This window comes from Kitasatospora sp. NPDC034533, assembly GCF_055575155.1.
This window is the reverse complement of sequence record NZ_JBVITE010000025.1, coordinates 48564-72154: the sequence shown is the minus strand read 5'-3', so window position 1 is coordinate 72154 and position 23591 is coordinate 48564. Positions and strand designations below refer to the sequence as shown.

The following is a 23591-nucleotide window of genomic DNA, read 5'->3' as shown; positions in this document are numbered from 1 at the left end:
TCGCCGGGGGTTGCTCTCAGCCCCGCAGGGAGCGCAGGAAGCCCAGCAGGTGGGCGTTGAACTCCTCCGGCCGCTCCATGTTCGGGTAGTGCCCGGTGCCCTCGACGGTCACCACCCGCCCGTCGGCGACGGTGCCGGCGACCCGCTCGGCCATGCCGATGTGGTCGACCGAGTCGAGGCCGCCGTTGATCGCCAGCAGCGGGACGGTGATCCCGGCCAGCCGCTTCCAGGTGTCGGCCACCGGCACCAGGTACCGGGGCTCGTCGGGGGTGTGCTTGGAGACGGTGTTCCGGGTCATCTCCTTGAGCCGGCGCACCACTTCCCGGTCGACCTCGTCCAGGCTCCGGTGCGGCCCGGCGGCGAGGCGGGTGAACGCCTCGATCCAGCCCTCTCCGTCGCCGCGGGCCAGCGCGGCCTCCTGCTCGGCGGCGACCTCGCCGAGCCACGGGTCGGTGAACTCGGGCTCGCTGGTGCCGTTGCCGCTGATCACCAGCGCGCTGACCAGCTCGGGGTGTTCGAGCGCCAGGTCGAGGGCGATCGTCCCGCCCATGGAGAGCCCGGCCACGACCAGCGGGCCGAGGCCGAGGTGGCGCAGCAGGTCCGCCAGATCGTCGGCGGGGCGGAAGGGGCCGTCCGCGGTGTCGGAGGCGCCGTGGCCCCGGGTGTCCGGCGCGATCACCCGGTACTCGGGCAGCAGGGCGGGGAGCTGGCCGGCCCAGCTCCGGTGGTCCAGCAGGCCGCCGTGCAGCAGCACCAGCGGTTCGCCGGCCCCGGCGTCGAGGTAGGCGAGGCGGCCGTGGCCGGTGTCGAAGGAGCGCGGCTCGGGGGTGGAGGCGGTGGCGGTCATGGTGCCGATCCTAGGCCGGGGCCGAACCCGGCCGACCCCAACCCCCCTTCGTCCTCCGGACGTTGCCGCCGTCCGCCGGGCCGGGTTCAGACCAGGCGGCGGCCGATGACCACCTCCGGGCGGATCCGGATCCGTACCGTGGGCTCCGGGTCGGCCGCCCTGGTGGCCGGGCGGACCTGGGCGCGGCCGAGGACGGTGACGAACCAGCCGGAGCCGTCCCGGCCGTCCACCTCGTCGGCCTCGAAGGCGATCACGGCGCCGTCGACCGCCCGGGCCAGTTCGGAGTCGGCCGGCGCCGAGACCAGCACCCCGCCGGGGCCCAGCCGGAAGGGCACCGGCAGGACGGCCGGGAGGGCGTGGACGGTGTAGACCACCCGGCCGACGGCGGCCCGGGAGAGCAGCTCCAGCGACCGCGTCCGGTCGAGTTCACGGAGTCCGGGGAGATCGGTTCGGCCGGACGAGGAGGACCGGGGGGACGGAACGTGGTCGCGCTTCATGCGAGCGATGCTCGCCCGGCGGCGGGCCGGGTCGCGAGGGCCGATGGTCCCGGCGCGCCCGGGCCTCCGCCCGGCGGGCGGAGGCCGACGGACCCAAGGCCCGTCGGCCACGGCCCTGGCGGCCCGCCGGTGTCAGAAGCGGCCGGAGCGCGGCCCGGAGGGCTGCGGGGCGGCGGAGGCCTGGCGCAGCTCGGTGGCGATCAGGGCGGCCTGCACCCGCCGCTCGACTCCGAGCTTGGCGAGCAGCCGCGAGACGTGGTTCTTGACGGTCTTCTCGGCGAGGTAGAGCCGCTCGCCGATCTGCCGGTTGGTCAGGCCCTCGCCGATCAGTTCGAGGACCTCCTGCTCGCGCGCGGTCAGGCCCGGCCCGGTGGTGACCGGCTGGACGGGCTCGGCGTCGCTGCGCAGGCGGTTCAGCAGGCGGGTCGCGGCGCCGGGGTCGAGCATCGAGCGCCCGGAGGCGACGGTGCGCACGGCGGCGATCAGGTCCGTCCCGCTGATCTGCTTGAGCACGTACCCGGCGGCGCCCGCCATCACGGCGTCCAGCAGTGCTTCCTCGTCGTCGAAGGAGGTCAGCATCAGGCAGGCCAGGTCGGGCATCCGCGAGCGCAGCTCCCGGCAGACCGAGACGCCGTCGCCGTCGCCGAGCCGGACGTCCAGCACGGCCACGTCGGGCCGCAGGGCCGGCACCCGGACGAGCGCCTGCTCGGCCGTCGCCGCCTCTCCGACCACCTCCAGGTCCGGCTCGCCGTCCAGCAGGTCGTACACCCCGCGGCGCACCACCTCGTGGTCGTCCAGCAGGAACACCCGGACCGGCGCCGAGGCCTCGGCGCCCTCCGTCTTGGTCGCCATCACGCGGCTCCACCTTCGTCACCCCCGCACACTCCCAGCGGGGCCCAGGGCATCATCCCCCGGAAGCGGGCGCGGGCCCAGGGCCCAACGGCCCCATTCGGAGGGGGCCGGAGTGCCTGGGCCCGGGTGGCTCGCGGAGGCTCAGCGCCCCTGGCGCCGGACGCTCCCCAGGCCCATCAGCAGGAAGGCGAGCGCGACGCCCGCCCCGCTGACGGCCGCGAGCACCACCCGGGGCACGACCTCGCCGCCGCCCGAGAGCAGGATCGCCACCGCCCCGAGCGAGGCGACGGCCGCGCCCACCACCAGCCAGCCGGCCAGCGCGAGCGCCAGCGGCCGGTCGGAGCGCGGGGCGGGCCCGGCGTCCAGGGCGGCCCAGCGCGCCGCCGTCTCCCGCACCTCCCGGCGGCGGTCCCACAGGGCCCGTACGCGCAGTGCGGCGCCGCCGACCAGTCCCGCGAGCGCGACCTGCGCGGCCGGGCGCCAGTCCGGCAGGACGAGCAGCAGCCCGCCCGCGAGCGCGAGCCCGGCCCACCACAGCACGCAGGCCGCGGCGGCGGTGCGGGTGGAGCGGGGCCGGTCGGCGCCGGCCTGGAGGTCGGCGATGGCTGGCAGGTACCAGACGCAGCCGCTCGCGGTGAGCGCGGCGGTGCCGATGGCGAGAACGGTGTGGTTCACGATCCGGCCTTCCTGGATCGAACGAGAGATCGAACTGGACTGGATGTGACGGGGCCGTCCCCGCCCGCCCGCGGGGGCGGCGACGCGGGCGGGGACGGCGCTCGGGGCGGGGCCGGTCCGTGGACGGGCCCTGGGATCAGCCGTCCGAGGAGGGCGGATCGGCGGGCGCGGAGCGCTTGGCGGCGAGGGCGGCGGCCGCCCGGTCCGCCCGGCTCAGCGGCCGGTCGTACTTCACCGGCTCCACGCCGGCCAGGTGCTTGGCGGGCTTGCCGCTGTACTCCAGGAAGTCCCGGGCCGCGATGTCCGGGTGGTGGAGGTCGAAGGCCGGGGACTCGGAGCGGATCCGCGGCAGCTTGACGAAGTTGTGCCGGGGCGGCGGGCAGGACGTGGCCCACTCCAGCGAGCGGCCCCAGCCCCACGGGTCGTCCTCGGTGACCCGCTCGCCGTACTTGGCGGTCTTCCAGACGTTGTAGAGGAACGGCAGGATCGACAGGCCGAGCAGGAACGAGCCGATGGTCGAGACGGTGTTCAGGGTGGTGAAGCCGTCCGAGGCCAGGTAGTCGGCGTACCGGCGCGGCATGCCCTCGACGCCCAGCCAGTGCTGGACCAGGAAGGTGGCGTTGAAGCCGACGGTGAGTGTCCAGAAGGTGATCCGGCCGAGCCGCTCGTCGAGCTTCTTGCCGGTCATCTTCGGCCACCAGAAGTGGAAGCCGGCGAACATCGCGTACACCACGGTGCCGAACAGCGTGTAGTGGAAGTGCGCGACCACGAAGTACGAGTCGGAGACGTGGAAGTCGATCGGCGGGGCCGCGAGCAGCACGCCCGTCAGACCGCCGAACAGGAAGGTGATCAGGAAGCCGACCGTCCAGAGCATCGGGGTCTCGAAGGACAGCGAGCCCTTCCACATGGTGCCGACCCAGTTGAAGAACTTCACCCCGGTCGGCACGGCGATCAGGAAGGTCATGAACGAGAAGAACGGCAGCAGCACCTGCCCGGTGACGTACATGTGGTGCGCCCACACCGTCACCGAGAGGCCGGCGATGGCGATGGTGGCCGCGATCAGGCCGGCGTAGCCGAACATCGGCTTGCGGCTGAACACCGGGATGACTTCCGACACGATCCCGAAGAACGGCAGCGCCAGGATGTACACCTCGGGGTGCCCGAAGAACCAGAACAGGTGCTGCCAGAGCATCGCCCCGCCGTTGGCCGGGTCGAAGACGTGCGAGCCGAACTTGCGGTCGCACTCCAGCGCCAGCAGCGCGGCGGCCAGCACCGGGAAGACCAGCAGCACCAGGATCGAGGTCAGCAGCACGTTCCAGCAGAAGATGGACATCCGGAACATGGTCATGCCGGGCGCGCGCATGCAGATGATGGTGGTGATGAAGTTGACCGCGCCGAAGATGCTGCCGAAGCCGGACAGCGTCACGCCCATGATCCACATGTCGGCGCCGACGCCGGGCGAGTGGATCGCGTCGGACAGCGGCGCGTAGAGGAACCAGCCGAAGTCCGCGGCGCCCTGCGGGGTCGCGAAGCCGGCCGCGGCGATCAGCGAGCCGAACATGAACAGCCAGTAGGACAGCATGTTCAGCCGCGGGAAGGCGACGTCCGGCGCGCCGATCTGGAGCGGCATGATCCAGTTGGCGAAGCCGGTGAACAGCGGCATGGCGAACAGCAGCAGCATCACCGAGCCGTGCATGGTGAAGGCCTGGTTGAACTGCTCGTTGGAGAGGATCTGCGTTCCGGGCCGGGCGAGTTCGGCGCGCATGACCAGGGCGAGGATGCCGCCGATCAGGAAGAACGCGAACGCCGACACCAGGTACATGGTGCCGATCGTCTTGTGGTCGGTGGTGGTCAGCAGTCTGACCAGGGCCGAACCGGGCCTCCTGACCCTGACCGCCGCTGTCGGAAGGGCTGTTGGCGGTGCGGTGGGGTCGCCCTGTGCCTGGGTGGCGCTCAAGGACGCACTCCTTCGGAACGTCGTGCGAATGGATGGCGATCCATGATCCGAACAGGGCGCCCGCGCACCCCAGGGCCCTTCGGCCCGCCCGCCCGGGGCCGCTGGGCCCGAGTTCCCGGGCCCCGACCGGGACCTCCCGACCGGGCGCCCGGGACCTCCTGACCGGGCGTCGGGTGCGGGGCCGGGGCGGGGTCCGCGCGGGGGCCGTACCCCCGCCCGCCCGGACCGCACCCGCTCGGGGCCCAGCGGGGCCCGCACCCGCTCGGGCCGCGCTCGCCGGTGTGCGGAGCCCCGGTCGAGAACCGCCGGAACGCCCCCCTCCCCTCGCCTTCGCACACCCGCCCGAACGCTCCCCCCGAGCCGCCCGACCGGCCCGCCCGGACGGTCCCCGCCACCGCCTCCCACCTGCGCGGACACCGCCGGGACCATGGCCTCCGCACCACCCCCAGTCCTGCCCGCCGACGCCCCGGTTGTGTGCATGACGTGACCGAACCCCGCCGATTCCGTGCCCTTCAGCGCCGATCGGCCGTCAAGTAGCCTGCGCCCACCGACGCCCGGCCGCCGCCCGGCCCGGCCGCCGCCCACGCCCCGGAGGTACGCCGATGCCCCTGGCCCAGACCGCCGCCCCCACCCGGCTGAGCTTCGCCGTCCTCGGCCCGCTCGCCGGCGAATCCGCCGGCCGCCCGCTGCCTCTCGGGCCGCTGAAGCAGCGGCTGGTGCTGGCCGTCCTGCTGAGCCGTGCCAACACGGCCGTCCCGGTCGACCTGCTCACCGACGCGGTCTGGCCCGAGGAGCCGCCGCGCACCGCCCGCAAGAACCTCCAGGTCTACGTCTGCGCCCTGCGCACCCTGCTCGGCCGCGAGGACCGGCCCGACCGGCTGGTGCACTCGGCCGGCGGCTACCTCCTGCGGGCCGCCGAACCCGAGCTGGACCTGCTCCGGTTCCGCGCCCTCGCCCGGGCCGGGCGGGCCGCCGCCGACGGCGGGGCGCTCGCCCCCGCCGCCCGGCTGCTGCGGCAGGCCCTCGACCTGTGGCAGGGCCCGCCGCTCGCCGACCTGCGCTGCTCCCCCGCCGTCGAGACCGAGGCCGAGCGGCTGGAGGCCCGCTGCCTGGGCGTCCACGAGGACTGGGCGGAGACGGAGCTGGAGCTCGGCAACGCCGCCGCCGTGGTGGAGGAACTGGCCGAACTCGCCGAACGCCACCCGCTGCGCGAACGCCTCCAGGCCGCCCGGATGAACGCCCTGCACCGCTGCGGCCGCCAGGCCGAGGCGCTCGCCGTCTACGACACCCACCGCCAGCTGCTCGCACGGGAGTTGGGCCTGGAGCCGAGCCCCGCGCTGACCGCCCGCTACCGCGAACTGCTCGCCCGCGGCCACGCCCGGACCACCGCCGCCCGCCCCGGGCGCGGCGCCGCCCCGACCGGCGCCCTGCTGCCCGCCGACACCCCCGACTTCACCGGCCGAACCGAGGAACTACGGGACCTGATCGACCGGTTGGGCGAGGGCAGCGGGCGCGTCGCGGTGCTCTCCGGCCCGGCAGGCAGCGGCAAGACCGCCCTCGCCGTGCGCGTCGGCCACCTGCTCGCCGACCGCTTCCCGGACGGCCGGGTGCTGGTGCGGCTGCGCACCGAGGACGGCACCGCGCGCCCGCTGCCCGAGGTGCTCGCCGAACTCGCCGCCCTCACCGGACGCCCCGGCGCGGCACCCGCCGAACCCCCGGCCGCCGCCGGGCCCGGCCCGGACGGCTCCAGACCCGCCGGCACCGCCCAGGCCGCCGCCCTCTGGCGGGCCTCGCTGGCCGGCCGCCGGCTGCTGCTGATCCTGGACGACGCCCCCGGCGAGGCCGTGGTCCGCGAGCTGCTGCCGGGCTTCGGCCCCAGCGCCGTGCTGGTCACCGCCCGCAGCCAGCTGGCCGGCCTCGCCTCGGTGCGGCGCGTCGCCGTCCCCCCGCTCGCCCCCGCCGAGGCGCTCGACCTGCTCGGCCGGATCGTCGGCGGAGGCCGGATCGGCGCCGACCGCCCGGCCGCCGCCCGGATCGTCGCCGCCTGCGGGCTGCTGCCGCTCGCCGTCCGGGTCGCGGGCACCCGGCTGGCCGTCCTGCGCCACCTCCCGCTCGCCGAGTACGCGGCCCGGCTGGAGGACCCGGCGGGCGCGCTGGACGAGCTGGTCGCCGGGGACGTCACCGTCCGGGCCCGGCTGGACGCCGGCTGGCGCGACCTCTCCGACCAGGGCCGCCTCGGCCTCGCCCGGCTCGCCGCCCTGCCCCTCGCGCTGCTCTTCACCCTGCCCGAGGCCGCCGCCGCCCTCGGCCGCCCCGAACGCCTCGCCCTGCGCACCCTGGAGGCCCTGACGGACACCGGCGCCGTCACCTCACCCGCCGGCGAGGTCACCGCCCACGCGGCCCTGTACGCCCTCCCCCGGCTCGTCCACCTGCACGCCCGCGAACGGGCCGCCGAGGCGGCCGGAGCGCCCGCCCCGGGGTGATCTCGCGGGCCGCCCTCCCGGGCCCGGAGGCGGGGAGGTGGCGGGCCCGCGAGCTCGGAGGCCGGAAGTTCCGGGTCCGGAAGCGCGGGGCCGGGAGACCCCGGGCCCGCGCAGCCTCATCCCAGCGTCAGCAGGTCCAGCACGTCCGTCCGCTCCTCCTCCAGCCCGTAGAGCGCCAGCAGCACCCCCGCCGCTCCCGTGTGCAGGTCCGCCGAGAAGCGCCGCAGCTGAATCCCCGGCACCAGCAGCCCCTCCGGCCGGGCCGCCAGGTGCCAGTGCAGCTTCCGCACCTGCCCGAGCACGTCCTCCCGCGCCCGGGCCCCGCCCAGCCGGTCCAGCGCCAGGGTCAGCCCGACCCGCCCCCGGAACAGCCCCGGCTCCCGGATGAACCCCGGCGCGCAGACCTTCCGCACGTCCGCCAGGAAGGTCTCCCCGCCCGGCACGTCGCCGTGCTCCAGGTACTCCCGCAGCACCAGCGCGATCCCACTGCTGCCCCGGTCCAGGTAGGCCAGCCGGCGCCCGGCCTCCAGCACCTGCACCGACCCGTCGGGCACCCGGACGCACCGCGCCACCGCCCGTTCCAGCGCCGTCCGCCCGGAGTCCAGCAGCCACCGCTCCCCGGTGCGCCGGTACAGCCGCAGGTGGAGCAGCGCGATCCCGGTCAGCCCGTACAGCAGCCCGGCGGCCGCGGGCTCGTCCAGCCCGGCCACCGACTCGCCGCGCAGCACCGCGGCCAGCTCCCGGGCGTCGACCACCGCGTGGACCAGCTCCCGGGGGCTGTCCAGCGCCTCCGCCAGCCGCATCCGGGCGAGCGCCGCGCCGGCCCGGCCGCCGAACAGTCCCGCCTCGCGCGCCGGCCGGGCGGCGCGGGTGCGCTCGACCAGTTCCTCGGCCGCCTCCGTCCGGCCGATCCGGGCCAGCGCCAGCGCGGTGCCGAGCGGCCCGTCGTACAGCCCTCCGGTGTCCGGACGGTCCGGCCGCCGGCGCACGGCCGCGACCAGCCAGTCCGCGTACTGCGGCGGCCAGTCGGCCCCGGCGCGGTGCAGGGCGTACAGCACCCCGGCCGCGCCGTGGGCCACTCCGGTGCCGCCGTCCGCGAATCCGGCCGCGTCCCCGGGGAAGAGCCGGTCCGTCCGGTCCGGGTCGGCGCCCGCGTGGATGCCCGCGACCAGCTCCCGGCGCGCCGGCTCCAGCGAGGGCCCGGCCAGCAGTTCCCGCCCGCGGCGCTCGCTCGCCGACTCCACCAGCGCCACGCCACCCGGCCGCACCGGCCCCGCCTCCTCGCCCAGTCCGAACCACTCACGGGCCCGCCGCTCCAGCGCCGGGAGCTTGCCCGGCTCGCAGTCGGCCAGTTCCAGCACCGGCATCAGCAGCATCAGCCAGGTGGCCCACAGCAGGTAGCGGTCGGCCTCGGCGCCGTGGACGCCCGGCGGGACGTGCTGCCCGGCCGCGCCGGCCGTCGGCACCCGCCGGTCGTCCAGCTCGGCCGCGTACTCGAAGTCCACCAGCACCACGGAGCCGTCCGGCCGCAGCACCACGTTGGCCGGGTGGAGGTCCCCGAAGCGCACGCCCCGCTCGTGCAGGGCGCCGAGCGCCTTCTCCAGCCCCTCCACCACCCCGCCGACCCACCGCGCGTACTCGGCGCGCTGCTCCGCCGTGCAGTTCTGGTGCACCAGCGGGTAGCGCCGGATCGCCTCGGCGAACAGCTGGACGCCCTCGATGTGCTCCTGGACGAGGAAGGTGTGCTCCCACACCGTGCGCACCTCGTGCAGCCGGGGCACGCAGTCCAGCCCGGCCAGCCGCTCCAGCGCCCACTGCTCGCGCCGCAGCCTGGTCACCGCGTCCGCGCCGCTGCCGTCCAGTCCGGCGTGCGGACGGGCCTCGCGCAGCACCACCCGCTCCCCGCCGGCCCGCTCGGCCAGGTAGATCCCACCGGCGTTGGAGAACTGGAGCACCTCGACGATCCGGTACGGCAGGTCCCCGGTGGCCGCCTCCCGGGCGGCCAGGTGCGGGCGCAGCGCCTGCGGCAGCTCGACCCAGCCGGGCGTGCGGAACACCGGCTCGCGCGAGTCCGGCACCAGCGCGCCGGACGGGTCCCGCACGGCCGGGACGGTCCGCCCGGCGCCGTCCAGGCACCACAGTTCGACGAAGGCCCCGTAGCGCGCGTACACCGGGGCGTCGCCGATCCGCAGGTCGGTGAGCACGTACGGCCCGGGGAGGCCGTCCAGCTCCTTCGCCAACTCCTCGGCGAGGTCCAGGAACTCGTCCTCGGTGACGGGGTAGACGGTGATGAACTTGCCGCTGCCGCCCCGGCCCATGGACTTGCCGTTCGTCACCCGCAGCGCCACGGGGCTGCGCAGGAACTTGAATGACACCCGGCGGTCGGTGCAGATCCGCGCCACGGCCGCCAACGTCCGCTCGGCGCCTTCCACCGTCGCCGACACGTGCAGCTTCCAGCCCTGCTCCGGCAGCCGGACACCGTCGGGCCGCAGGGCCGTCCACAGCCCGCGCCGCTCCCGCCGCCAGCCCTCGGGCGGCTCGCCGAGGCCCAGCGGGTAGCGGCTCGCCTCGTCGCGCAGCCGTCCGGGGGTGTCGTAGTACGTCGGGTCGGCGAGGCAGTACAGCTGGGTGTCGGCCATGGCGGGCCTCCTGTTCCGAATCTTCCGAAGTCTTCCGGGAGCGGGCGGTGTTCAGGCCGCGGGGCTCAGCGCCGGTCCGCGCCGCACCGGCGGCGCCCAGGTGACCACGGCCGCGCAGAGCGCGATGGCGAGGGCCAGCAGGGCGAAGGTCCGGGTGCCGCCGAGCGCGCCGAGCAGGGTGCCGCCGGCCAGCGGACCGAACGGCTGGATCAGGGTGGACAGGAAGCCCGCGGCGCTCTGCACCCGGCCGATCCGGTCGCGCGGCGCGGCGACCATCATGCCGGAGACGAAACCGATGCTGGCGACGGTGGACAGGCACATGCAGACGGCGCAGAGCAGCCCGATCAGCAGCGGCGCCCTGGTCAGCACCAGCACCCCGGCGGTCAGCGCGCAGGCCCAGCAGGCGAGCGCCACCAGGCTGCCGTCCCGGGCCCGGGCGTCGAGCCTCGGGGCGAGCAGCGCCCCGGCCAGGGCGCCGACGGCCGTGCAGGAGACGACGGTGCCGCCGCCGATCCCGGAGCGGCCGCCGTCGGAGGCGACGGCCAGGGTGGTGAACATCAGCGCGCTGAACGCGAAGTTCATCCCGAGGCCGAAGATCAGCAGCAGGGTGCGCAGATAGGGCTGGTGCCAGATGAAGGCCAGCCCTGCGGTCAACTCGGCCCGGCTGAACACCGATCCGCGGTTCGCGGCGGGCCGCGAGCGGGTCCGCATCAGCGTCACGCACACGGTGGACAGCAGCAGCCCGACGCCCTCGGCGAGGAACGGCAGCACCGGGTGCCAGGCGAACAGCGCCCCGCCGCCGATCGGTCCGACCAGCCGGGCGGCGGCGCCGCGCGCCTGCATCCGGGAGGAGGCCTCGCGAGCCTGCCCGGTGGGCACCACCGCGCGCACCAGGGCGCCAGCCGCGGGCCCGTAGACGCTGGAGATCAGTGCCCCGGCGGCGGCGACCAGCAGGACCAGCGGCAGCGGGGTGTGGCCGCGCAGCACGGCGACGACCAGGGCGCTGACCGCGAGCAGGCTGAGGACGTCGCAGATCCGCATCAGCCGGCGCCGCTCGATCCGGTCGGCGAGCACCCCGCCGGGCAGCGTGGTGAGCAGCAGCGCGCCCACCGAGACGGTGCCGATGGCGCCCGCCGAAGCCGCCGAACCGGTCTCCCGGAGGACGAGCAACGGCAGTGCTATCGAAGCGAGTTGGGACCCGAGCGAGGCCAGCAGGCCGCCGATCCAGAGCAGCCGGAAGTCCCGGTTGCGGGCGAGTGGGGTGGGCTCCATGGCCGTCCTCCGTGGTGGGTGACGCCGGGCGTTCACGTCATCGGGCCGGGGCGGCCCCGTCCTTCGACGGGACCGCCCCGGAAGCCTTGCGGCGACCGGGCGGCCGGGGCGGTGGTGCCACTGCCCCGGCGCACGGCCGGATGTCCGGGCTCAGGTCACTCGGCGACGGTCTCGGCGCCGCTGACGTAGCTGATCAGGCTGAAGCAGCTGCCGTCGGAGGCGTCGCTCAGGACCTTCAGGCCCTGGAGGTCCAGGACGTTGGCGGCGTGCGCCTCGACCTCGGGGGTCTCCTCGCCGTTCTGCTGCTCCATGTTCTCGGCCATGGTCGAACTCCTTCCCGCATGGGGTGGTCACGGTTCCGGCGAGCGGCTGCCCGCCGTTGGACACCAGGTTGGGCGGGGCCGGCTGTACCCGGCTTCGGGGCCGGTTGGGAACCGGTATGGCCGCAGGCCGGCGCCGCTCCACCGGCCCGTCCGGCCCCCGCACGGGACGGGGGGAAGGCCCGCGCACCCCGCCCCGCCTGCGGCCATACCGTTCGCCAGGCGTTCCCGAACCGGGCCCGAAGCCGGGCCCGCGACCCTGGCCCGGGACGCCCGCGCCCCCGCACCACCGCACCACGACGCAGGCACACCACCGCACCGGCCCCGCACCACCGCACAGGCCCCGGGCAACCGCTCCGCCCGGCACCGCGAAGGACGACCGAAGGACGGCCACCATGCCCTGCCCACACTGCGCGCAACTCGTCGCCACCAACGACCAGTTCTGCCCCGCCTGCGGCACCTCCCGGTCCGCCGCGCTCGACCTGGCCGCCGAGGAGCGCAAGCTGGTCACCGTGGTCTTCTGCGACCTGGTCGACTCCACCGCCCTGTCCGGCGCGCTCGACCCGGAGACCCTGCGCGAGGTGGTCCTGCGCTACTTCGAGCGGATGCACCGCCGGATCGAGGCGCACGGCGGCACCCTGGAGAAGTTCATCGGGGACGCGGTGATGGCCGTCTTCGGCGTTCCGGTGATCCGCGAGGACGACGCCCACCGGGCACTGGCCGCCGCGCTCGCCATGCTGGAGGACCTGGAGGACCTCAACACCGAGCTGGACGCCACCCTCGGAGTCCGCCTCGACGTCCGGATCGGCGTCAACACCGGCCAGGTGGTGGCCGGTTCGGACGCCTCGGCACGCCAGGCCCTGATCTCCGGCGAGACCGTGAACATCGCCGCCCGGCTCCAGACCCGGGCCGAGCCCGGGCAGGTGCTGATCGGCGCGCAGACGCTGCGCGCGGCCGGCCCGGCCGCCCAGGTGGACGAGGTCGGCCCGCTGCGGCTCAAGGGCAAGGCCGAGCCTGTCATCGCCTACCGCCTGGTCGGCCTGGACGAGGACGACCCGGAACTGCTGCGCCGCTTCGACGTCCCGCTGGTCGGCCGGGAGCGCGAACTCGGCCACTTGGACGCGGCGTTGGCCCGGGTGGCGGGCGGCCAGGGGGCCGAACTGCTGCTGGTGGCCGGCGAGGCGGGCATCGGCAAGACCCGGCTGGTGCGCGAGTGGCGCGAGCGGGTCGGCCGCCGCACCGCCCGCTGCGGCACCGCCCGCTGCCGCAGCTTCGGGGAGCAGGGCCTCCTCGCGCCGCTCGCCGAGGCGGTCCGCACCCTGCTGGACGAGCCCGAGGGCGCCGCCCCCGCCGAGGCCCTGGCCCGGCTGGCCGAGGCGACGGCGCCGGGGCTGGACGCCCGCCGCTCGCTGGAGCTGCTGGCCGCGATCCTGCGCGGCCGCACCGTCGAGCGCCCGGCCGTCCTCGTGCTGGACGACTGCCAGTGGGCCGGCCCGGCGCTGCTGGACGCCGCCGAGCGGCTGACGGCCGAACTCGGCGCGGCCCCCGTCCTGCTGCTCTGCCTGACCCGGCCCGAACTCCCGGCCGCCCGGCCGAAGCTCCCGACGCTGCCGGTCGGCAGCCTGTCCTGGGACGAATCAGCCCTGCTCGCCGCCCAGTTGACCGAGCTGAGCGCCCACCAGGACACGGTGCCCACCCGGCTGCTGGAGCGCGCCGAAGGCAACCCGCTGCACCTGGAGGAGCTGCTGGCCGCCCTCACCGAGGCCGACGGCCCCGCCCTGACCGACGAACTGCCGCCCACCGGAAGGGCGTTGCTCAGCGCCCGGATCGACGGGCTGGAGCGCGACGAGCGCGCCACCCTCGACCTGGCGGCCGTCCTCGGCCGCGTCTTCACCGCCGCGGAACTCGCCCAACTCGCCCACGGCGGCGCCGACCAGGACGCCTTCGCGGACCCGGAGGACGACGTCTTCACCGGCCCGCTCGACGGTCTGCCGGCCGGCCCGCCGGCCGCGGGCGACGACACCCCGCCGCGGCTGCACGCCGCGCTGACCCGGCTGGCCGAGCTGCGGCTGATCGAACCGGCCGGCCTCGGCCACCGGTTCAGCAGCGGCCTGGTCCAGGAGTCGGTCTACCAGTCGATGTCCAAGCGGGCCCGCGCCGAGCGCCACGAGCGCGCCGCCGACCTGCCGGCCGTCCGCACCACCGGACCGGCCGCCGTCGGCGGCCACCTGGAGCACGCCCACCGCTACCGGCTCGAACTCGGCCTGCTGGACACCCGCACCGACGTGCTGCGCACCCGCGCGGCCGCCGCCCTCGGCGCCGCCGGGGCCGACGCGCTGGCCCGCACCGACCTGCCCGCCGCCACCGACCTGCTGGAGCGGGCCGTCCGGCTGCACTACCCGGGCGAGCGGGCCGCCGGCCCCGCGCTGCGCCGCCTCGGCGAGGCCCGGCTGGCCCTCGGCCGCGCCGAGGAGGCGCTGCCCGTCCTCGCCCAGGTGCGGGACGCGGCCGCCGACCCGCTGGACGCCGCGCACGCCCGGCTCGCGCTGGCCGCCCGCGGCCTGCCGCCCGGCCAGGACCAGCCCGCCGCGACCGCCCGCGCCGTGCTGCCGCTGTTCACCGACGCCGGGGACGACCTCGGCCAGGCCCGGGCCCGGCTGCGGCTGGCCGAGGAGCACCTGCTGGCCGGCCGGCACACCGAGGCCGAGCAGCTGCTCGACCAGGCGCTCGGCCAGGTCTCGCGCACCGACGCGGAACTGGACCGGGCCGCCGTGCTGGCCGCGATCGCCGCCTCGCTGCTGGCCGGCCCCGAGCCCGTCCCGAACGCCACCTTCCGGCTGCGCGCCCTGCTCGCCGAGCACGGCACCGGCCGACGGGCCGCCCGGGTGGCGCTGAACGGCCCGCTGGCCGTGCTGCTGGCGCTGCGCGACCGCCCCGAGGAGGCGGAGCTGCTGCTCGCCGAGGCCAACGGCCTGGCCGGGGAGCTGTCGCTGGCCGAGGCCATGGTCGCGCTGCCCGCGCTGACCGCCCAGGCGGCGGCCGCCCTCGGACGGAGCGGCCAGGCGCTGGACCTGCTCGCCGACGCCGCCGAGATCGCCCGCCACCAGGGCGCCGTCGCCCCGCTGCCCCGCCTGGCGCTGACCACCGCCCGGGTCCTGCTGGACACCGACCGCCCGGCCCAGGCCGCCCGCCACCTGGACGGCGCGGACGCCGTCGCCGCGCTCCCGCCGGTGCTCGCGATCGAGCTGGAGGCGCTGCGCGGCCGGCTCGCCGCCGCCCGCGGCGAGGCCGCCCCGGCGCTGGACCTGACCGCCGCCGCCCTGGCCGGCGCCGAGGCCACCGAGTCCCTGCTGCTCCAGGCGCTGACCGCGCTCGACCGCGCGCACGCCCTGCTGCTGCTCGGCCGCCCCGCCGAGGCCGCGGCCGCCGCCGGCACCGCCCGGGACCGCTTCGCCGCCAAGGGCCACCTGCCGGGCGCGCGCCGGGCCGAGCGGCTCGGGGGCACCCGGTGAGCGGCCCGGCCGGACTCACCTGGAGCCTGCGCGACCGCACCCCCGACGACCTCCCGGTGCTCGCCGACGCCGTCGCGCCCGACGACGAGGGCACCGGCAGGGGCGTCCGGGTCTGCGTGGTCGACTCCGGGGTCGAGCCCGACCACCCGCTGGTCGGGCCGGTGCAGGGCTCCTGGGCGGTGGTCAAGGACCCGGACACCCGGGAGCTGACCGTCCGCCCCGACACCTCCGGCGACACCTGCGGGCACGGCACCGCCTGCGCGGGCATCATCCGCCGCACCGCCCCGGACTGCGAGCTGTACAGCGTCCGGGTCCTCGGCGAACGCTTCACCGGCACCGGCGACATGCTGATCGCCGGCCTGCGCTGGGCCGTCGGGCAGGGCTTCGACGTGGTCAACCTCAGCCTCTCCACCACCCGGACCCGCTTCCTGGAGCAGCTGCACGCGATCGCCGACGACGCCTTCTTCGCCCGCACCGCGATCGTCGCCTCCGCCCACAACACCCCGGTGGAGAGCTACCCGTGGCGGTTCTCCTCGGTCATCTCGGTGGGCAGCCACCAGGAGGACGACCAGCGGCTGCACCTGTACAACCCGGCGCCGCCGGTCGAGTTCTTCGCCCCCGGCCGCAACGTCCGGGTGCCCTGGCTCGGCGGCGCCAGCATCCGCACCACCGGCAACAGCTTCGCGACCCCGTACGTCGCCGGGCTCTGCGCCCGCATCCTGTCCCGGCGGCCCAGGCTGACCGTCTTCCAGCTGAAGAGCGCGCTCTACCTCACCGCGGCCAACGTCCAGGTCCCTTCCACCCCCGCCCCGGAGGCGCCCGATGACCCTCAGCACTGACCCCGCCGTCGACCCGCTGGCCCGCGAGCTGCTCCAGTCCGTGGTGGACGTCGCCCGGGCGATCTTCGGCGCCCAGGCCGGCTCGGTGTGCCTGCTGGACGAGGCGGCCGGGGAGCTGGTCTTCCAGGCCGTCTCCGGGCGGGGCGAGGAGTCGCTGGTGGGCCGCCGCTTCCCGGCCGGCCGGGGCATCGCGGGCTGGGTGGCCGCCTCGGGCGAGCCGATGGTGGTGGACGACCTGGGCGCCGACCGCACCTTCGACCGGGAGTTCGCCGAGTCCACCGCGTACGTCCCGAACGCCCTGATGGCCGCCCCGCTCACCCACGGCAGCCGGGTGCTCGGCGTCCTGGAGGTGCTGGACCCGGCCCCCCTGGCCCGCGCCGGCCTGCCCGAGCTGGATCTGCTGGCGATGTTCGCCCGGCAGGCCGCCGCCGCCCTGCGGGTGGTCGCCGACCGCTCGCCCGCCCCGGAGCCGGTCCCGGACCGGGCCGCCGCACTCGGCCTGCTGGCCGACCTGGAGGAGCTGCTGCGCCGTCAGTAGTCCCGGGCGCGGTGGCCGGGCGGCGGCGGGTCAGCAGCCCCGGATCGGTCCTGGCTTCACTGGTCCCGGGCGTCCAGGCGGGCGAGCTGCCCGCGCTCCAGGGCCGCGTACACGGTGCCGTCCGGGGCCACGGCGATGCCGTGCGGCTCGGCGCCCGCGCCCGGCAGCGGGTAGCCGTCGAGGCGCCCGCCCGGGGTGAGCACGCCGATCCGCCCCGCGCCCCACTCGGTGAACCAGAGCCGGCCGTCCGGCCCGGCCGCGACGGCGTGCGGCTTGGCCGCCCGGTCGGCCAGCGGGTGCTCCGTCACCTCGCCGTCCACGGTGATCCGCCCGACCAGCCCGCCGCCGATGCCGACGTACCAGAGCGCGCCGTCGGCCCCGGCGGTGATCCCGACCGGCGCGGTGCCCTCGGTGGGCAGCCGGTGGACGGTCACCGCGCCGTCCGTGCCGACCTTCGCCACCGCGTCCGCCTGGTTGAGCGTGCACCACAGCGCCCCGTCCGGGCCCGTGGTGATCAGCGAGGGGAAGGCCCCCCGGAGCGGCAGCGGGTGCTCCGTCACCCCGCCGTCCACGGTGATGCGCCCGACCCGGTCCAGGTTCGGCTCGGTGAACCAGAGCGCCCCGTCCGGGCCGGCGGCGAGCCCGTACGGCCCGGCCTTCTCCGTCGGCAGCGCGAAGGACGTGGCCGTCCCGTCCGGGGCGATCCGCCCGATCCGGTGGTCCCGCATCCGGCTGAACCACATCGCCCCGTCCGGCCCAGCCGCGATCACCGCCGGCCCGCACTCGGGCGCCCCGAGCCCGAACCGCTCCACCGCCCCGCCGGGAGCCAGCCGCCCGATCTCCCCGCCGTGCACCAGCGTGAACCAGACACCCCCATCGGGCCCCACGGCCACCCCGTACGGCCCGGCACCGGCCTCGGCGACGTCGATCAGTTCCATGGGCGACCCCTCCAGATCACTAATGCGACCCTCGTCGCATTAGCGATCCTCGCATCCCGTCTCGCCGCCGGCAACCGCATTCGGAGTCCTGTCGGCGGCCCGCCCTACGATGCCGCCCATGACCGAGCCACCCGCCCTGACCGACGGCGAGGTCCTCGTCGCGGTCCGCGCCTTCGCCGCCGCGCACGGCCTGCCCCCACCCGCGCCCGCCGAGGCGGTCGACGACTTCGAGGCGGAGCTGGGCGGACCGATGCCGGCACTGCTCCGCAGGCTCTACCGCGAAGTCGCCGACGGCGGATTCGGAGCGGGGTACGGCGTGCTGTCCCTCACCGACACCGGCGACTGGTTCAGCGACGAGGAGTCCCTCGTCCTCGTCCACCGGCGTTGGTCGCAGGCGCCGCACGAGCACGGCGCTCCCCGCCACGTGGTCCCCCTCGCGACGCTCGGCTGCGCGGTCTGGTGGTTCATCGACCTCCGCAGCGCGGAGGGCCGGATGTGGGGCTGGGAGCCGCTCCGCTGCCCACGGCACCGGTGGTTCCCCGAGCGCTTCACCCTGGCCGAGTGGCTGACCGACTGGCTGCGGGGCAACCGCGCCCTTCCGTCGCCACCGGGGCAGGTGGACTGCGCGGACTGCTGACCCCGCCTACCGCGCCGCCCGGTCCGGGTCGCCCCTGAGGACCGAGACCACGCCCATCCCGGCCGCGCAGACCGGGACGGCCAGCAGGGCGCCGATGATCCCGGCGATCCCCGCCCCGGCCACCACGGCGACCATGATGGTGGCCGGGTGCAGCTCCACCGTGCGGCTCTGGATCACCGGCTGGAGGATGTTGCCCTCGATCATCTGCACCGTCAGCACCACCCCGAGCGCCCACAGCGCCGTGCCGAGACCGCCGTCCGCGAGGGCCACCAGCACCGCCACGGTGCCGGACAGGAAGGCCCCGACGAACGGGATGTACGCGCCGATGAAGACCAGCGCGCCCAGCCCCGGGGCGCCCGGCACGCCGAGGGCGACCAGGCCGATGGTGATGAAGCCCGCGTCGATCAGGGCGATCAGCGTGGTGCCGCGCATGAACCCGGCCATCGCGTCGAAGGCCCGCTCGGCGCAGGCGATCACCGTGGCCGCGCTGCGCTCGGGCAGGTAGCCGCGGATGGCGTCGCCGGTGCGGTGGCCGTCCCGGAGGAAGAAGAACACCAGGGCGAGCGCCAGCACCCCGCCGGTGATCAGCTGGGTGAGCAGGCCGAGCCCGGAGAGCACGCCGTTGGTGAGGGTGGAGACCAGCGAGTTGGTCTCCCCCTTGGCGTTGCTCAGCGCGTGCTGGATCTTCGCCCCGAGCGGGCCCAGCCAGTCCGCCAGCCGCTCGCCGGCCTCCTGGAGCGAGGAGGCGATCTGCGGGGCGCTGTGCACCAGCGAGTTGATCAGCAGCGCGATCACCCCGCCGACGGCCGCGACCAGCACCGTGCAGGTGAGCCCGGCGGCCAGGCCCCGCCCGACGCCCCGGCGCACCAGCCAGGGCACCACCGGGTAGAGCAGCGAGGCGCCCAGCAGCGCCAGGACGAACGGCACGGTGGCCGCTCGCAGTTCGACCAGCGCGAAGACCACCAGCGAGGCCACGGCGAGCAGCAGGATCACCGCCACCGACCAGGCCGCCGCCTGCCGCAGCGCGGGCGGCAGCATCAGGTACGGCCTGCGGTGGTCGGCCGGCCGCTGTTCGCCGGGCGAGGGCTCCACGGGCACGGCCACCTCCGCCGGGGGTCGTCGACGATTCCGGACCGCCCCAGCTCAGCAGAGGTTCCGGCGGGCCGCGCGGCGGATCGGCCGTGGGCACCCGAACGAGCTACCCGGGCCCGCCCCGCCCCCGCCGCCGGCTCGGCTCAGCGGCGGCCGTCCAGCACCGAGCGCAGCACGGAGATCCGGTTGGAGGTGATGGAGGAGACCCCGGCGGCGCGCAGCCGGCGCATGGTGCGGCGCAGGTCGGCGGTCCAGGTGGAGACCGCGAGCCCGTGGTCCGCCGCGGCGGCGGCGAACTCCGGGGTGACCAGGCCGAACGGCGGGTTGAGGTAGCGCGGGCGCAGGTCGTCCAGCAGGGCGCGCACCGGCATCCGGGGCTGCTTCCAGGTGAGCGCGATCTCGGCGTCGGGGGCCAGCTCGCGCACCGCGAGCATGGCGGTGGCGGAGCCGCAGAAGGCGACCGACCGTTCGGCGCCGAGCTCGGTGACCACCGACCAGGTGGCGGCCACCGGTACGGCGTCGTCCAGGTCGATCAGCAGCCGGCGGCCGTCGACGGCGGCCACCGCCTCGATCGCCTCGGCCAGCGTGGGGACGGCGAGCCGGCCCTGCCGCAGCTGCGCCAGCTGCTCCGTGGTGACCCGGTCGATCGCCCGCCGGTCGCCCCAGAGCCGTTCCAGCGTCCGGTCGTGCAGCAGGACGGGCACCCGGTCGCGGGTGAGCTGGACGTCCACCTCGACGGCGTCGGCGCCGGCGGCGAGCGCGGACTCGACGGAGGGCAGGGTGTTCTCGCGGTGGCGGTACGGGTCGCCGCGGTGGGCGACGGCGAGCGGCTTGGCGGCGGCGTTCATCGGATCCTTCCGGCGAGCCAGGGGGTGAGGTCGTGGACGCCGACGCTCTCGCGGTAGCTCGGCTCCCCGGGGACGGTGACGATCAGCGTGGTGGACGGCGGGAAGGCGCGGGCCTTGACGTGCACCAGGTCGGACCAGACGGCGTTCAGGAAGCCGGGGACGCGGTCGCGGTCGACGTCGAAGGCGATGCCCTCGACGGTCACGGTGACCTCGTCGTGGGTGAAGAGCCGGACGGTGACGGCGGGGCGGCCGTCGAACTCCAGCAGCGCCTCGTGCGGGATGCCGTCGCGTTCCGGGTCTCCCGCGCCGACCAGCCCGGCGAAGGTCCGGTCGGAGCCGATGTCGTGCTGGGCGCGGACGGTGCGGCCGTGCCGCCGGGCGACGGCCTCGATCGCGAACACGGCGCTCTGGGTGGTCGGCAGGTGCGGGGGTTTCATCCGGCTCTCTCGTTCGCTTCCGGGAGTGGTGGTGGGCGCCCCGGGGGGGCTTCAGCGTCGTTCGACCATCACGTTGGTGGACTTGATGACCGCCGTGGCGGGTGCGCCGGGGACGAGGTTCAGCTCCTCTGCCGACTCCCGGCTGATCAGCGACACCACCCGGAACGGCCCGGCCTGGATCTCCACCTGCGCGGCCACGTCGCCGAGCACCACGTCGGTGACGATCCCCGGGAAGCGGTTGCGCGCCGAGGACGGCCGTCCCTCCGCCTCGGCGGTCTCCGGCCGGGCCAGCTCCCGGGCGAAGGCGGCCAGCTCGGCGCCGGGGATGATCCGGTGCCCGTGCTCGTCCCGCGCGGCGGCGACCCGCCCGGCGTCCACCCAGCGCCGCATGGTGTCGGCGCTGACGCCGAGCAGCGCCGCGGCCTCGCCGATGCGGTACGGGTTGGCCGGCACCTCGGGCTGGCCCATGGGCGTCTCCTGACGGTGGTTCGTGGTCCGGGGGCGGACGCCCCCGCGCCATCCTGCCGTACCGCGGCGCGGGTGATCACGCGAGGGCCGCCGGACAGGCCTCACGGCTCGCCGAACAGGTCCCGCCGCACCGCGTCCCCCGCGGTCAGCACCGCGCCGGCGAGCACCGCGCCGCCGCCCGCCGTGCCGGCCCGCACCTCGGTGCTCAGCGGGGAGAGCCGGGCCAGCCGCCGTTCGACCCGGGCGGCCAGGTCCGGCCCGCCGGCCCGGCCGATCTCGCCGCCGAGCACCACGCAGCCCGGGTCCAGCACCACGCAGACGCCGGCCGCGCCGATCGCGATCCGCTCGGCCAGCTCGTCCAGGAACGATTCGCCCGCCTCGCCGCCCGCCGGCGCCGCCCGGACGACGGCCTCGGCGGCGGCGGCGTCCCCGGCCGGGCCGGCGGGCAGTCCGTGGGCGCGGGCCAGCGCGCAGATCGCGGCGCTGCCGACCAGGCCGTGGAAGCCGCCCTCGCAGCTGTCGGCGCTCGGCAGGCCGGCGGTGCCCGGGACGGGCAGGAAGCAGATCTCGCCGGTGCCGCCGGAGAAGCCCCGGCGCAGCCGCCCGTCCAGGATCACGGCGGCGCCGACGCTGTGGCCCAGCCAGAGCAGCACGAAGGTGTCGCGGTCGCGCGCGGCACCGAGCCGGTACTCGGCCCGGCCGGCCAGGTTGACCTCGTTCTCCACGATCACCTCGACACCGGGCAGCCCCTCCCGCAGTGCGGCGAGGAGTTCGGTGTGCCAGGCGGGGAGCTGGCCGGTGCTCTGGAGGCGTCCGGTGGCCGGGTCGACCAGTCCGGGGGCGCCGACCGCGACGGTGTGCAGCCGCTCGACGCCGGCGCCGCGCGCGGTCTCCCGCAGGGTCGCGACGATCGCTCCGGCGGTGTCCGGCCCGCCCTCTCCCTCGACCGGGACCTCGGCGGTGGCGAGGCTGCGCCCGACCAGGTCGGCGACGACCAGGCTCACGCCGCCGGAGCGGACGTCCAAGGCGGCCAGGTGGGCCCGGGAGGCGACCAGCGCGTAGAGCCGGGCGTTGGGGCCGCGCCGCTGTTCGCCGCGCTCGCCGACGACGGCCACCAGGCCGGTGCGCTGGAGGCGTTCGAGCAGGTCGGCGACGGTCGGCCGGGACAGGCCGGTGAGGTCGCGCAGCTCGGTCGCGGTCAGGGGGCCCTGTTCGAGCAGGAGGTTGAGCGCCAGCCGGTCGTTGATCGCCCGGGCGGTGCTCGGCGTGGCCGTACGCGCGGTGGTCATGGCCGGTCATCCTTCCAGTCCTGCCGGAGTGTTTCTATCAGGGTCCCTTCCTGATAATTTATCGGCCGTCAAGGGCACTGTCGCGCCCCTCGTCGCGCGACCGGGAGGGAACACCCATGAGCGGGACCACCGCACCACCACCACCGCAGGCGCTGACCGCACCGCGCCGGGCCCGGGCGAGCATCGCCCTGGTCTTCTGCGTGCACGGCGCCGTCAGCGGCAGCTTCGTCACCCGCATCCCGTGGATCCAGGAGCACCTCCACCTCTCCACCGGCCGGCTCGGCCTGGCCCTGGTCATGCCCGCCATCGGCTCCTCCCTCGCGATGCCGCTGGCCGGCCGCTTCGTGCACCGGTACGGCGGCCGGGCCGCGGTGCGCGGGCTGATCTCGCTCTGGTGCCTGGCCCTCACCCTCCCGGCCCTGGCCCCCTCGCTGCTCACGCTCTGCGCGGCCCTGCTGGTGTACGGGGCCTCCGCCGGGATGGCGGATGTCGCGATGAACGCCCAGGGCGTGGAGATCGAGGAGCGGCTCGGCCGCTCGATCATGTCCGGCCTGCACGGGATGTGGAGCGCGGGCGGCCTGCTGGCCTCCCCCTTCGGCATCCTCGCCGCCCACCTGGACCTCGACGCCCGGCTCCAGCTGGCCGTCACGGCGCTGGTCCTGCTCGCCCTCGCCCAGCCCGTCTGCCGGGGCCTGCCCGACATCCGGGCGCACGAGGACGCGCAGGAGCCGCCGCGGTTCGCGCTGCCGCCGCGCAGCTCGCTGGTGATCGGCCTGGTCGGCTTCTGCGCGGTCTTCGCCGAGGGCGCCTCGATGGACTGGAGTGGCGTCTACCTGCGGGACGTCACCGGCGCCTCGGCCACCGTCGCCGCCGCCTCGTACACCGCCTTCTCGCTCACCATGGCGGTCAGCCGGCTGGCCGGGGACGCGGCGATCCGCCGGCTCGGCGCCGTGCGCACCACCCGCATCGGCGGCGCCGTCGCCACCGCCGGCGGCCTGCTGGTGGTCGCCGCCGACAGCCCCGCCCTGGCCATCCCGGGGTTCGCCCTGATCGGCGTGGGCATCGCGGTCATCGTCCCGCTGGCCTTCGCCGCGGCGGGCCGGATCGGCAGCAACCCCAGCCAGGCCATCGCGGGCGTCGCCACCGTCACCTACACCTCCGGCCTGATCGCCCCGGCGGTGATCGGCGCCCTCGCCCAGGCCACCTCGCTGACCGTCTCCTTCGGACTGGTCACCGCGCTCGCCTGCGCCCTGCTGCTGAGCGCCGGCGCACTGCGGCTGGCCGAACGGAATTCCGGCGGCGAGAACGTGACCACATCGTCACCGTAAAGCCCTTCCGAAAAAGATCCGTTCACGATATGATGGTGAATTCACCAGGGAATTCCCCGCTAGAGTCTCGAACCGCCGGGCGCCGCCGCGCGCCCGGCGGTTTTCCGTACTCCGCGAGAGGGA

Annotated in this window: 20 protein-coding genes; 6 read left to right on the top strand and 14 right to left on the bottom strand. The window is 76.1% G+C overall.

What is annotated here, in order from left to right; genetic code table 11:
• Positions 1-16 precede the first annotated feature (16 nt).
• From ACZ55U_RS19205 to ctaD, 5 genes are all read right to left on the bottom strand, one after another.
• Entirely contained in the window at positions 17-847 is an 831-nt protein-coding gene (locus ACZ55U_RS19205; RefSeq protein ID WP_465527324.1) for an alpha/beta fold hydrolase, read from the bottom strand.
• An 86-nt stretch (positions 848-933) separates the two neighbouring features.
• The gene (locus ACZ55U_RS19200; protein ID WP_465527323.1) at positions 934-1344 is read right to left on the bottom strand and encodes a pyridoxamine 5'-phosphate oxidase family protein; all 411 of its coding nucleotides are present in this window, start codon (positions 1342-1344) and stop codon (positions 934-936) included.
• A 132-nt stretch (positions 1345-1476) separates the two neighbouring features.
• The gene (locus ACZ55U_RS19195; RefSeq protein ID WP_465527322.1) at positions 1477-2196 is read right to left on the bottom strand and encodes a response regulator; all 720 of its coding nucleotides are present in this window, start codon (positions 2194-2196) and stop codon (positions 1477-1479) included.
• Between the two features lie 141 nt (positions 2197-2337).
• The gene (locus ACZ55U_RS19190; protein WP_465527321.1) at positions 2338-2871 is read right to left on the bottom strand and encodes a hypothetical protein; all 534 of its coding nucleotides are present in this window, start codon (positions 2869-2871) and stop codon (positions 2338-2340) included.
• A 136-nt stretch (positions 2872-3007) separates the two neighbouring features.
• The gene (ctaD, locus tag ACZ55U_RS19185) at positions 3008-4828 is read right to left on the bottom strand and encodes an aa3-type cytochrome oxidase subunit I (RefSeq protein ID WP_465527320.1); all 1821 of its coding nucleotides are present in this window, start codon (positions 4826-4828) and stop codon (positions 3008-3010) included.
• A gap of 602 nt (positions 4829-5430) precedes the next feature.
• On the opposite strand from ctaD, the gene ACZ55U_RS19180 reads away from it, so the two are divergent.
• The gene (locus tag ACZ55U_RS19180; protein WP_465527319.1) at positions 5431-7311 is read left to right on the top strand and encodes an AfsR/SARP family transcriptional regulator; all 1881 of its coding nucleotides are present in this window, start codon (positions 5431-5433) and stop codon (positions 7309-7311) included.
• A gap of 116 nt (positions 7312-7427) precedes the next feature.
• Here ACZ55U_RS19180 and lanKC read toward each other — a convergent pair whose 3' ends face one another.
• The 3 genes from lanKC to ACZ55U_RS19165 form a co-directional block, all read right to left on the bottom strand.
• A complete protein-coding gene (gene lanKC, locus ACZ55U_RS19175) occupies positions 7428-9950 on the bottom strand; it encodes a class III lanthionine synthetase LanKC (protein ID WP_465527318.1) in 2523 nt (840 codons plus the stop codon).
• A gap of 51 nt (positions 9951-10001) precedes the next feature.
• Complete coding sequence (locus ACZ55U_RS19170) at positions 10002-11222, bottom strand: MFS transporter (RefSeq protein WP_465527317.1); 1221 nt, start codon at positions 11220-11222, stop codon at positions 10002-10004.
• 155 nt (positions 11223-11377) lie between these two features.
• The gene (locus ACZ55U_RS19165) at positions 11378-11545 is read right to left on the bottom strand and encodes a hypothetical protein (protein ID WP_465527316.1); all 168 of its coding nucleotides are present in this window, start codon (positions 11543-11545) and stop codon (positions 11378-11380) included.
• A 392-nt stretch (positions 11546-11937) separates the two neighbouring features.
• On the opposite strand from ACZ55U_RS19165, the gene ACZ55U_RS19160 reads away from it, so the two are divergent.
• The 3 genes from ACZ55U_RS19160 to ACZ55U_RS19150 are packed head-to-tail and all read left to right on the top strand — an operon-like array spanning position 11938 to position 16431.
• Entirely contained in the window at positions 11938-15054 is a 3117-nt protein-coding gene (locus ACZ55U_RS19160; protein WP_465527315.1) for an adenylate/guanylate cyclase domain-containing protein, read from the top strand.
• Complete coding sequence (locus tag ACZ55U_RS19155) at positions 15051-15893, top strand: S8 family peptidase (RefSeq protein ID WP_465527314.1); 843 nt, start codon at positions 15051-15053, stop codon at positions 15891-15893. Before ACZ55U_RS19160 ends, ACZ55U_RS19155 begins: the two co-directional genes overlap by 4 nt.
• Entirely contained in the window at positions 15877-16431 is a 555-nt protein-coding gene (locus tag ACZ55U_RS19150) for a GAF domain-containing protein (RefSeq protein ID WP_465527313.1), read from the top strand. Before ACZ55U_RS19155 ends, ACZ55U_RS19150 begins: the two co-directional genes overlap by 17 nt.
• 56 nt (positions 16432-16487) lie before the next feature.
• On the opposite strand, the gene ACZ55U_RS19145 is transcribed toward ACZ55U_RS19150, so the two are convergent.
• Complete coding sequence (locus ACZ55U_RS19145) at positions 16488-17369, bottom strand: Vgb family protein (RefSeq protein WP_465527312.1); 882 nt, start codon at positions 17367-17369, stop codon at positions 16488-16490.
• Positions 17370-17487: 118 nt separating this feature from the next.
• Between ACZ55U_RS19145 and ACZ55U_RS19140 the strand changes: the two genes are divergently transcribed.
• Positions 17488-18006, top strand: a complete 519-nt coding sequence (locus tag ACZ55U_RS19140) for an SMI1/KNR4 family protein (RefSeq protein WP_465527311.1) — start codon at positions 17488-17490, stop codon at positions 18004-18006.
• A 6-nt stretch (positions 18007-18012) separates the two neighbouring features.
• On the opposite strand, the gene ACZ55U_RS19135 is transcribed toward ACZ55U_RS19140, so the two are convergent.
• From ACZ55U_RS19135 to ACZ55U_RS19115, 5 genes are all read right to left on the bottom strand, one after another.
• The gene (locus tag ACZ55U_RS19135; protein WP_465527310.1) at positions 18013-19104 is read right to left on the bottom strand and encodes an AI-2E family transporter; all 1092 of its coding nucleotides are present in this window, start codon (positions 19102-19104) and stop codon (positions 18013-18015) included.
• A 137-nt stretch (positions 19105-19241) separates the two neighbouring features.
• Positions 19242-19946 carry a glycerophosphodiester phosphodiesterase gene (locus ACZ55U_RS19130; protein WP_465527309.1) on the bottom strand — a complete coding sequence of 235 codons (705 nt, stop codon included), beginning with the start codon at positions 19944-19946 and terminating at the stop codon, positions 19242-19244.
• Positions 19943-20383, bottom strand: a complete 441-nt coding sequence (locus tag ACZ55U_RS19125; protein WP_465527308.1) for a hypothetical protein — start codon at positions 20381-20383, stop codon at positions 19943-19945. The genes ACZ55U_RS19130 and ACZ55U_RS19125 overlap by 4 nt, the downstream gene beginning before the upstream one ends.
• Before the next feature lie 51 nt (positions 20384-20434).
• Entirely contained in the window at positions 20435-20851 is a 417-nt protein-coding gene (locus tag ACZ55U_RS19120) for a TOBE domain-containing protein (protein WP_465527307.1), read from the bottom strand.
• Between the two features lie 101 nt (positions 20852-20952).
• The gene (locus ACZ55U_RS19115; RefSeq protein ID WP_465527306.1) at positions 20953-22140 is read right to left on the bottom strand and encodes an ROK family transcriptional regulator; all 1188 of its coding nucleotides are present in this window, start codon (positions 22138-22140) and stop codon (positions 20953-20955) included.
• Positions 22141-22256: 116 nt separating this feature from the next.
• On the opposite strand from ACZ55U_RS19115, the gene ACZ55U_RS19110 reads away from it, so the two are divergent.
• The gene (locus tag ACZ55U_RS19110; protein ID WP_465527305.1) at positions 22257-23468 is read left to right on the top strand and encodes an MFS transporter; all 1212 of its coding nucleotides are present in this window, start codon (positions 22257-22259) and stop codon (positions 23466-23468) included.
• The last annotated feature ends 123 nt before the right edge of the window (positions 23469-23591 follow it).

Excerpts from the sequence above, each read along its gene's own strand:
- ACZ55U_RS19205 (WP_465527324.1), bottom strand. The coding sequence starts at position 847 with ATGACCGCCACCGCCTCCACCCCCGAGCCGCGCTCCTTCGACACCGGC.
- ACZ55U_RS19200 (WP_465527323.1), bottom strand. The coding sequence starts at position 1,344 with ATGAAGCGCGACCACGTTCCGTCCCCCCGGTCCTCCTCGTCCGGCCGA.
- ACZ55U_RS19195 (WP_465527322.1), bottom strand. The coding sequence starts at position 2,196 with ATGGCGACCAAGACGGAGGGCGCCGAGGCCTCGGCGCCGGTCCGGGTG.
- ACZ55U_RS19180 (WP_465527319.1), top strand. The coding sequence starts at position 5,431 with ATGCCCCTGGCCCAGACCGCCGCCCCCACCCGGCTGAGCTTCGCCGTC.
- lanKC (WP_465527318.1), bottom strand. The coding sequence starts at position 9,950 with ATGGCCGACACCCAGCTGTACTGCCTCGCCGACCCGACGTACTACGAC.
- ACZ55U_RS19170 (WP_465527317.1), bottom strand. The coding sequence starts at position 11,222 with ATGGAGCCCACCCCACTCGCCCGCAACCGGGACTTCCGGCTGCTCTGG.
- ACZ55U_RS19165 (WP_465527316.1), bottom strand. The coding sequence starts at position 11,545 with ATGGCCGAGAACATGGAGCAGCAGAACGGCGAGGAGACCCCCGAGGTC.
- ACZ55U_RS19160 (WP_465527315.1), top strand. The coding sequence starts at position 11,938 with ATGCCCTGCCCACACTGCGCGCAACTCGTCGCCACCAACGACCAGTTC.
- ACZ55U_RS19150 (WP_465527313.1), top strand. The coding sequence starts at position 15,877 with ATGACCCTCAGCACTGACCCCGCCGTCGACCCGCTGGCCCGCGAGCTG.
- ACZ55U_RS19145 (WP_465527312.1), bottom strand. The coding sequence starts at position 17,369 with ATGGAACTGATCGACGTCGCCGAGGCCGGTGCCGGGCCGTACGGGGTG.
- ACZ55U_RS19140 (WP_465527311.1), top strand. The coding sequence starts at position 17,488 with ATGACCGAGCCACCCGCCCTGACCGACGGCGAGGTCCTCGTCGCGGTC.
- ACZ55U_RS19130 (WP_465527309.1), bottom strand. The coding sequence starts at position 19,946 with ATGAACGCCGCCGCCAAGCCGCTCGCCGTCGCCCACCGCGGCGACCCG.
- ACZ55U_RS19125 (WP_465527308.1), bottom strand. The coding sequence starts at position 20,383 with ATGAAACCCCCGCACCTGCCGACCACCCAGAGCGCCGTGTTCGCGATC.
- ACZ55U_RS19120 (WP_465527307.1), bottom strand. The coding sequence starts at position 20,851 with ATGGGCCAGCCCGAGGTGCCGGCCAACCCGTACCGCATCGGCGAGGCC.
- ACZ55U_RS19115 (WP_465527306.1), bottom strand. The coding sequence starts at position 22,140 with ATGACCACCGCGCGTACGGCCACGCCGAGCACCGCCCGGGCGATCAAC.
- ACZ55U_RS19110 (WP_465527305.1), top strand. The coding sequence starts at position 22,257 with ATGAGCGGGACCACCGCACCACCACCACCGCAGGCGCTGACCGCACCG.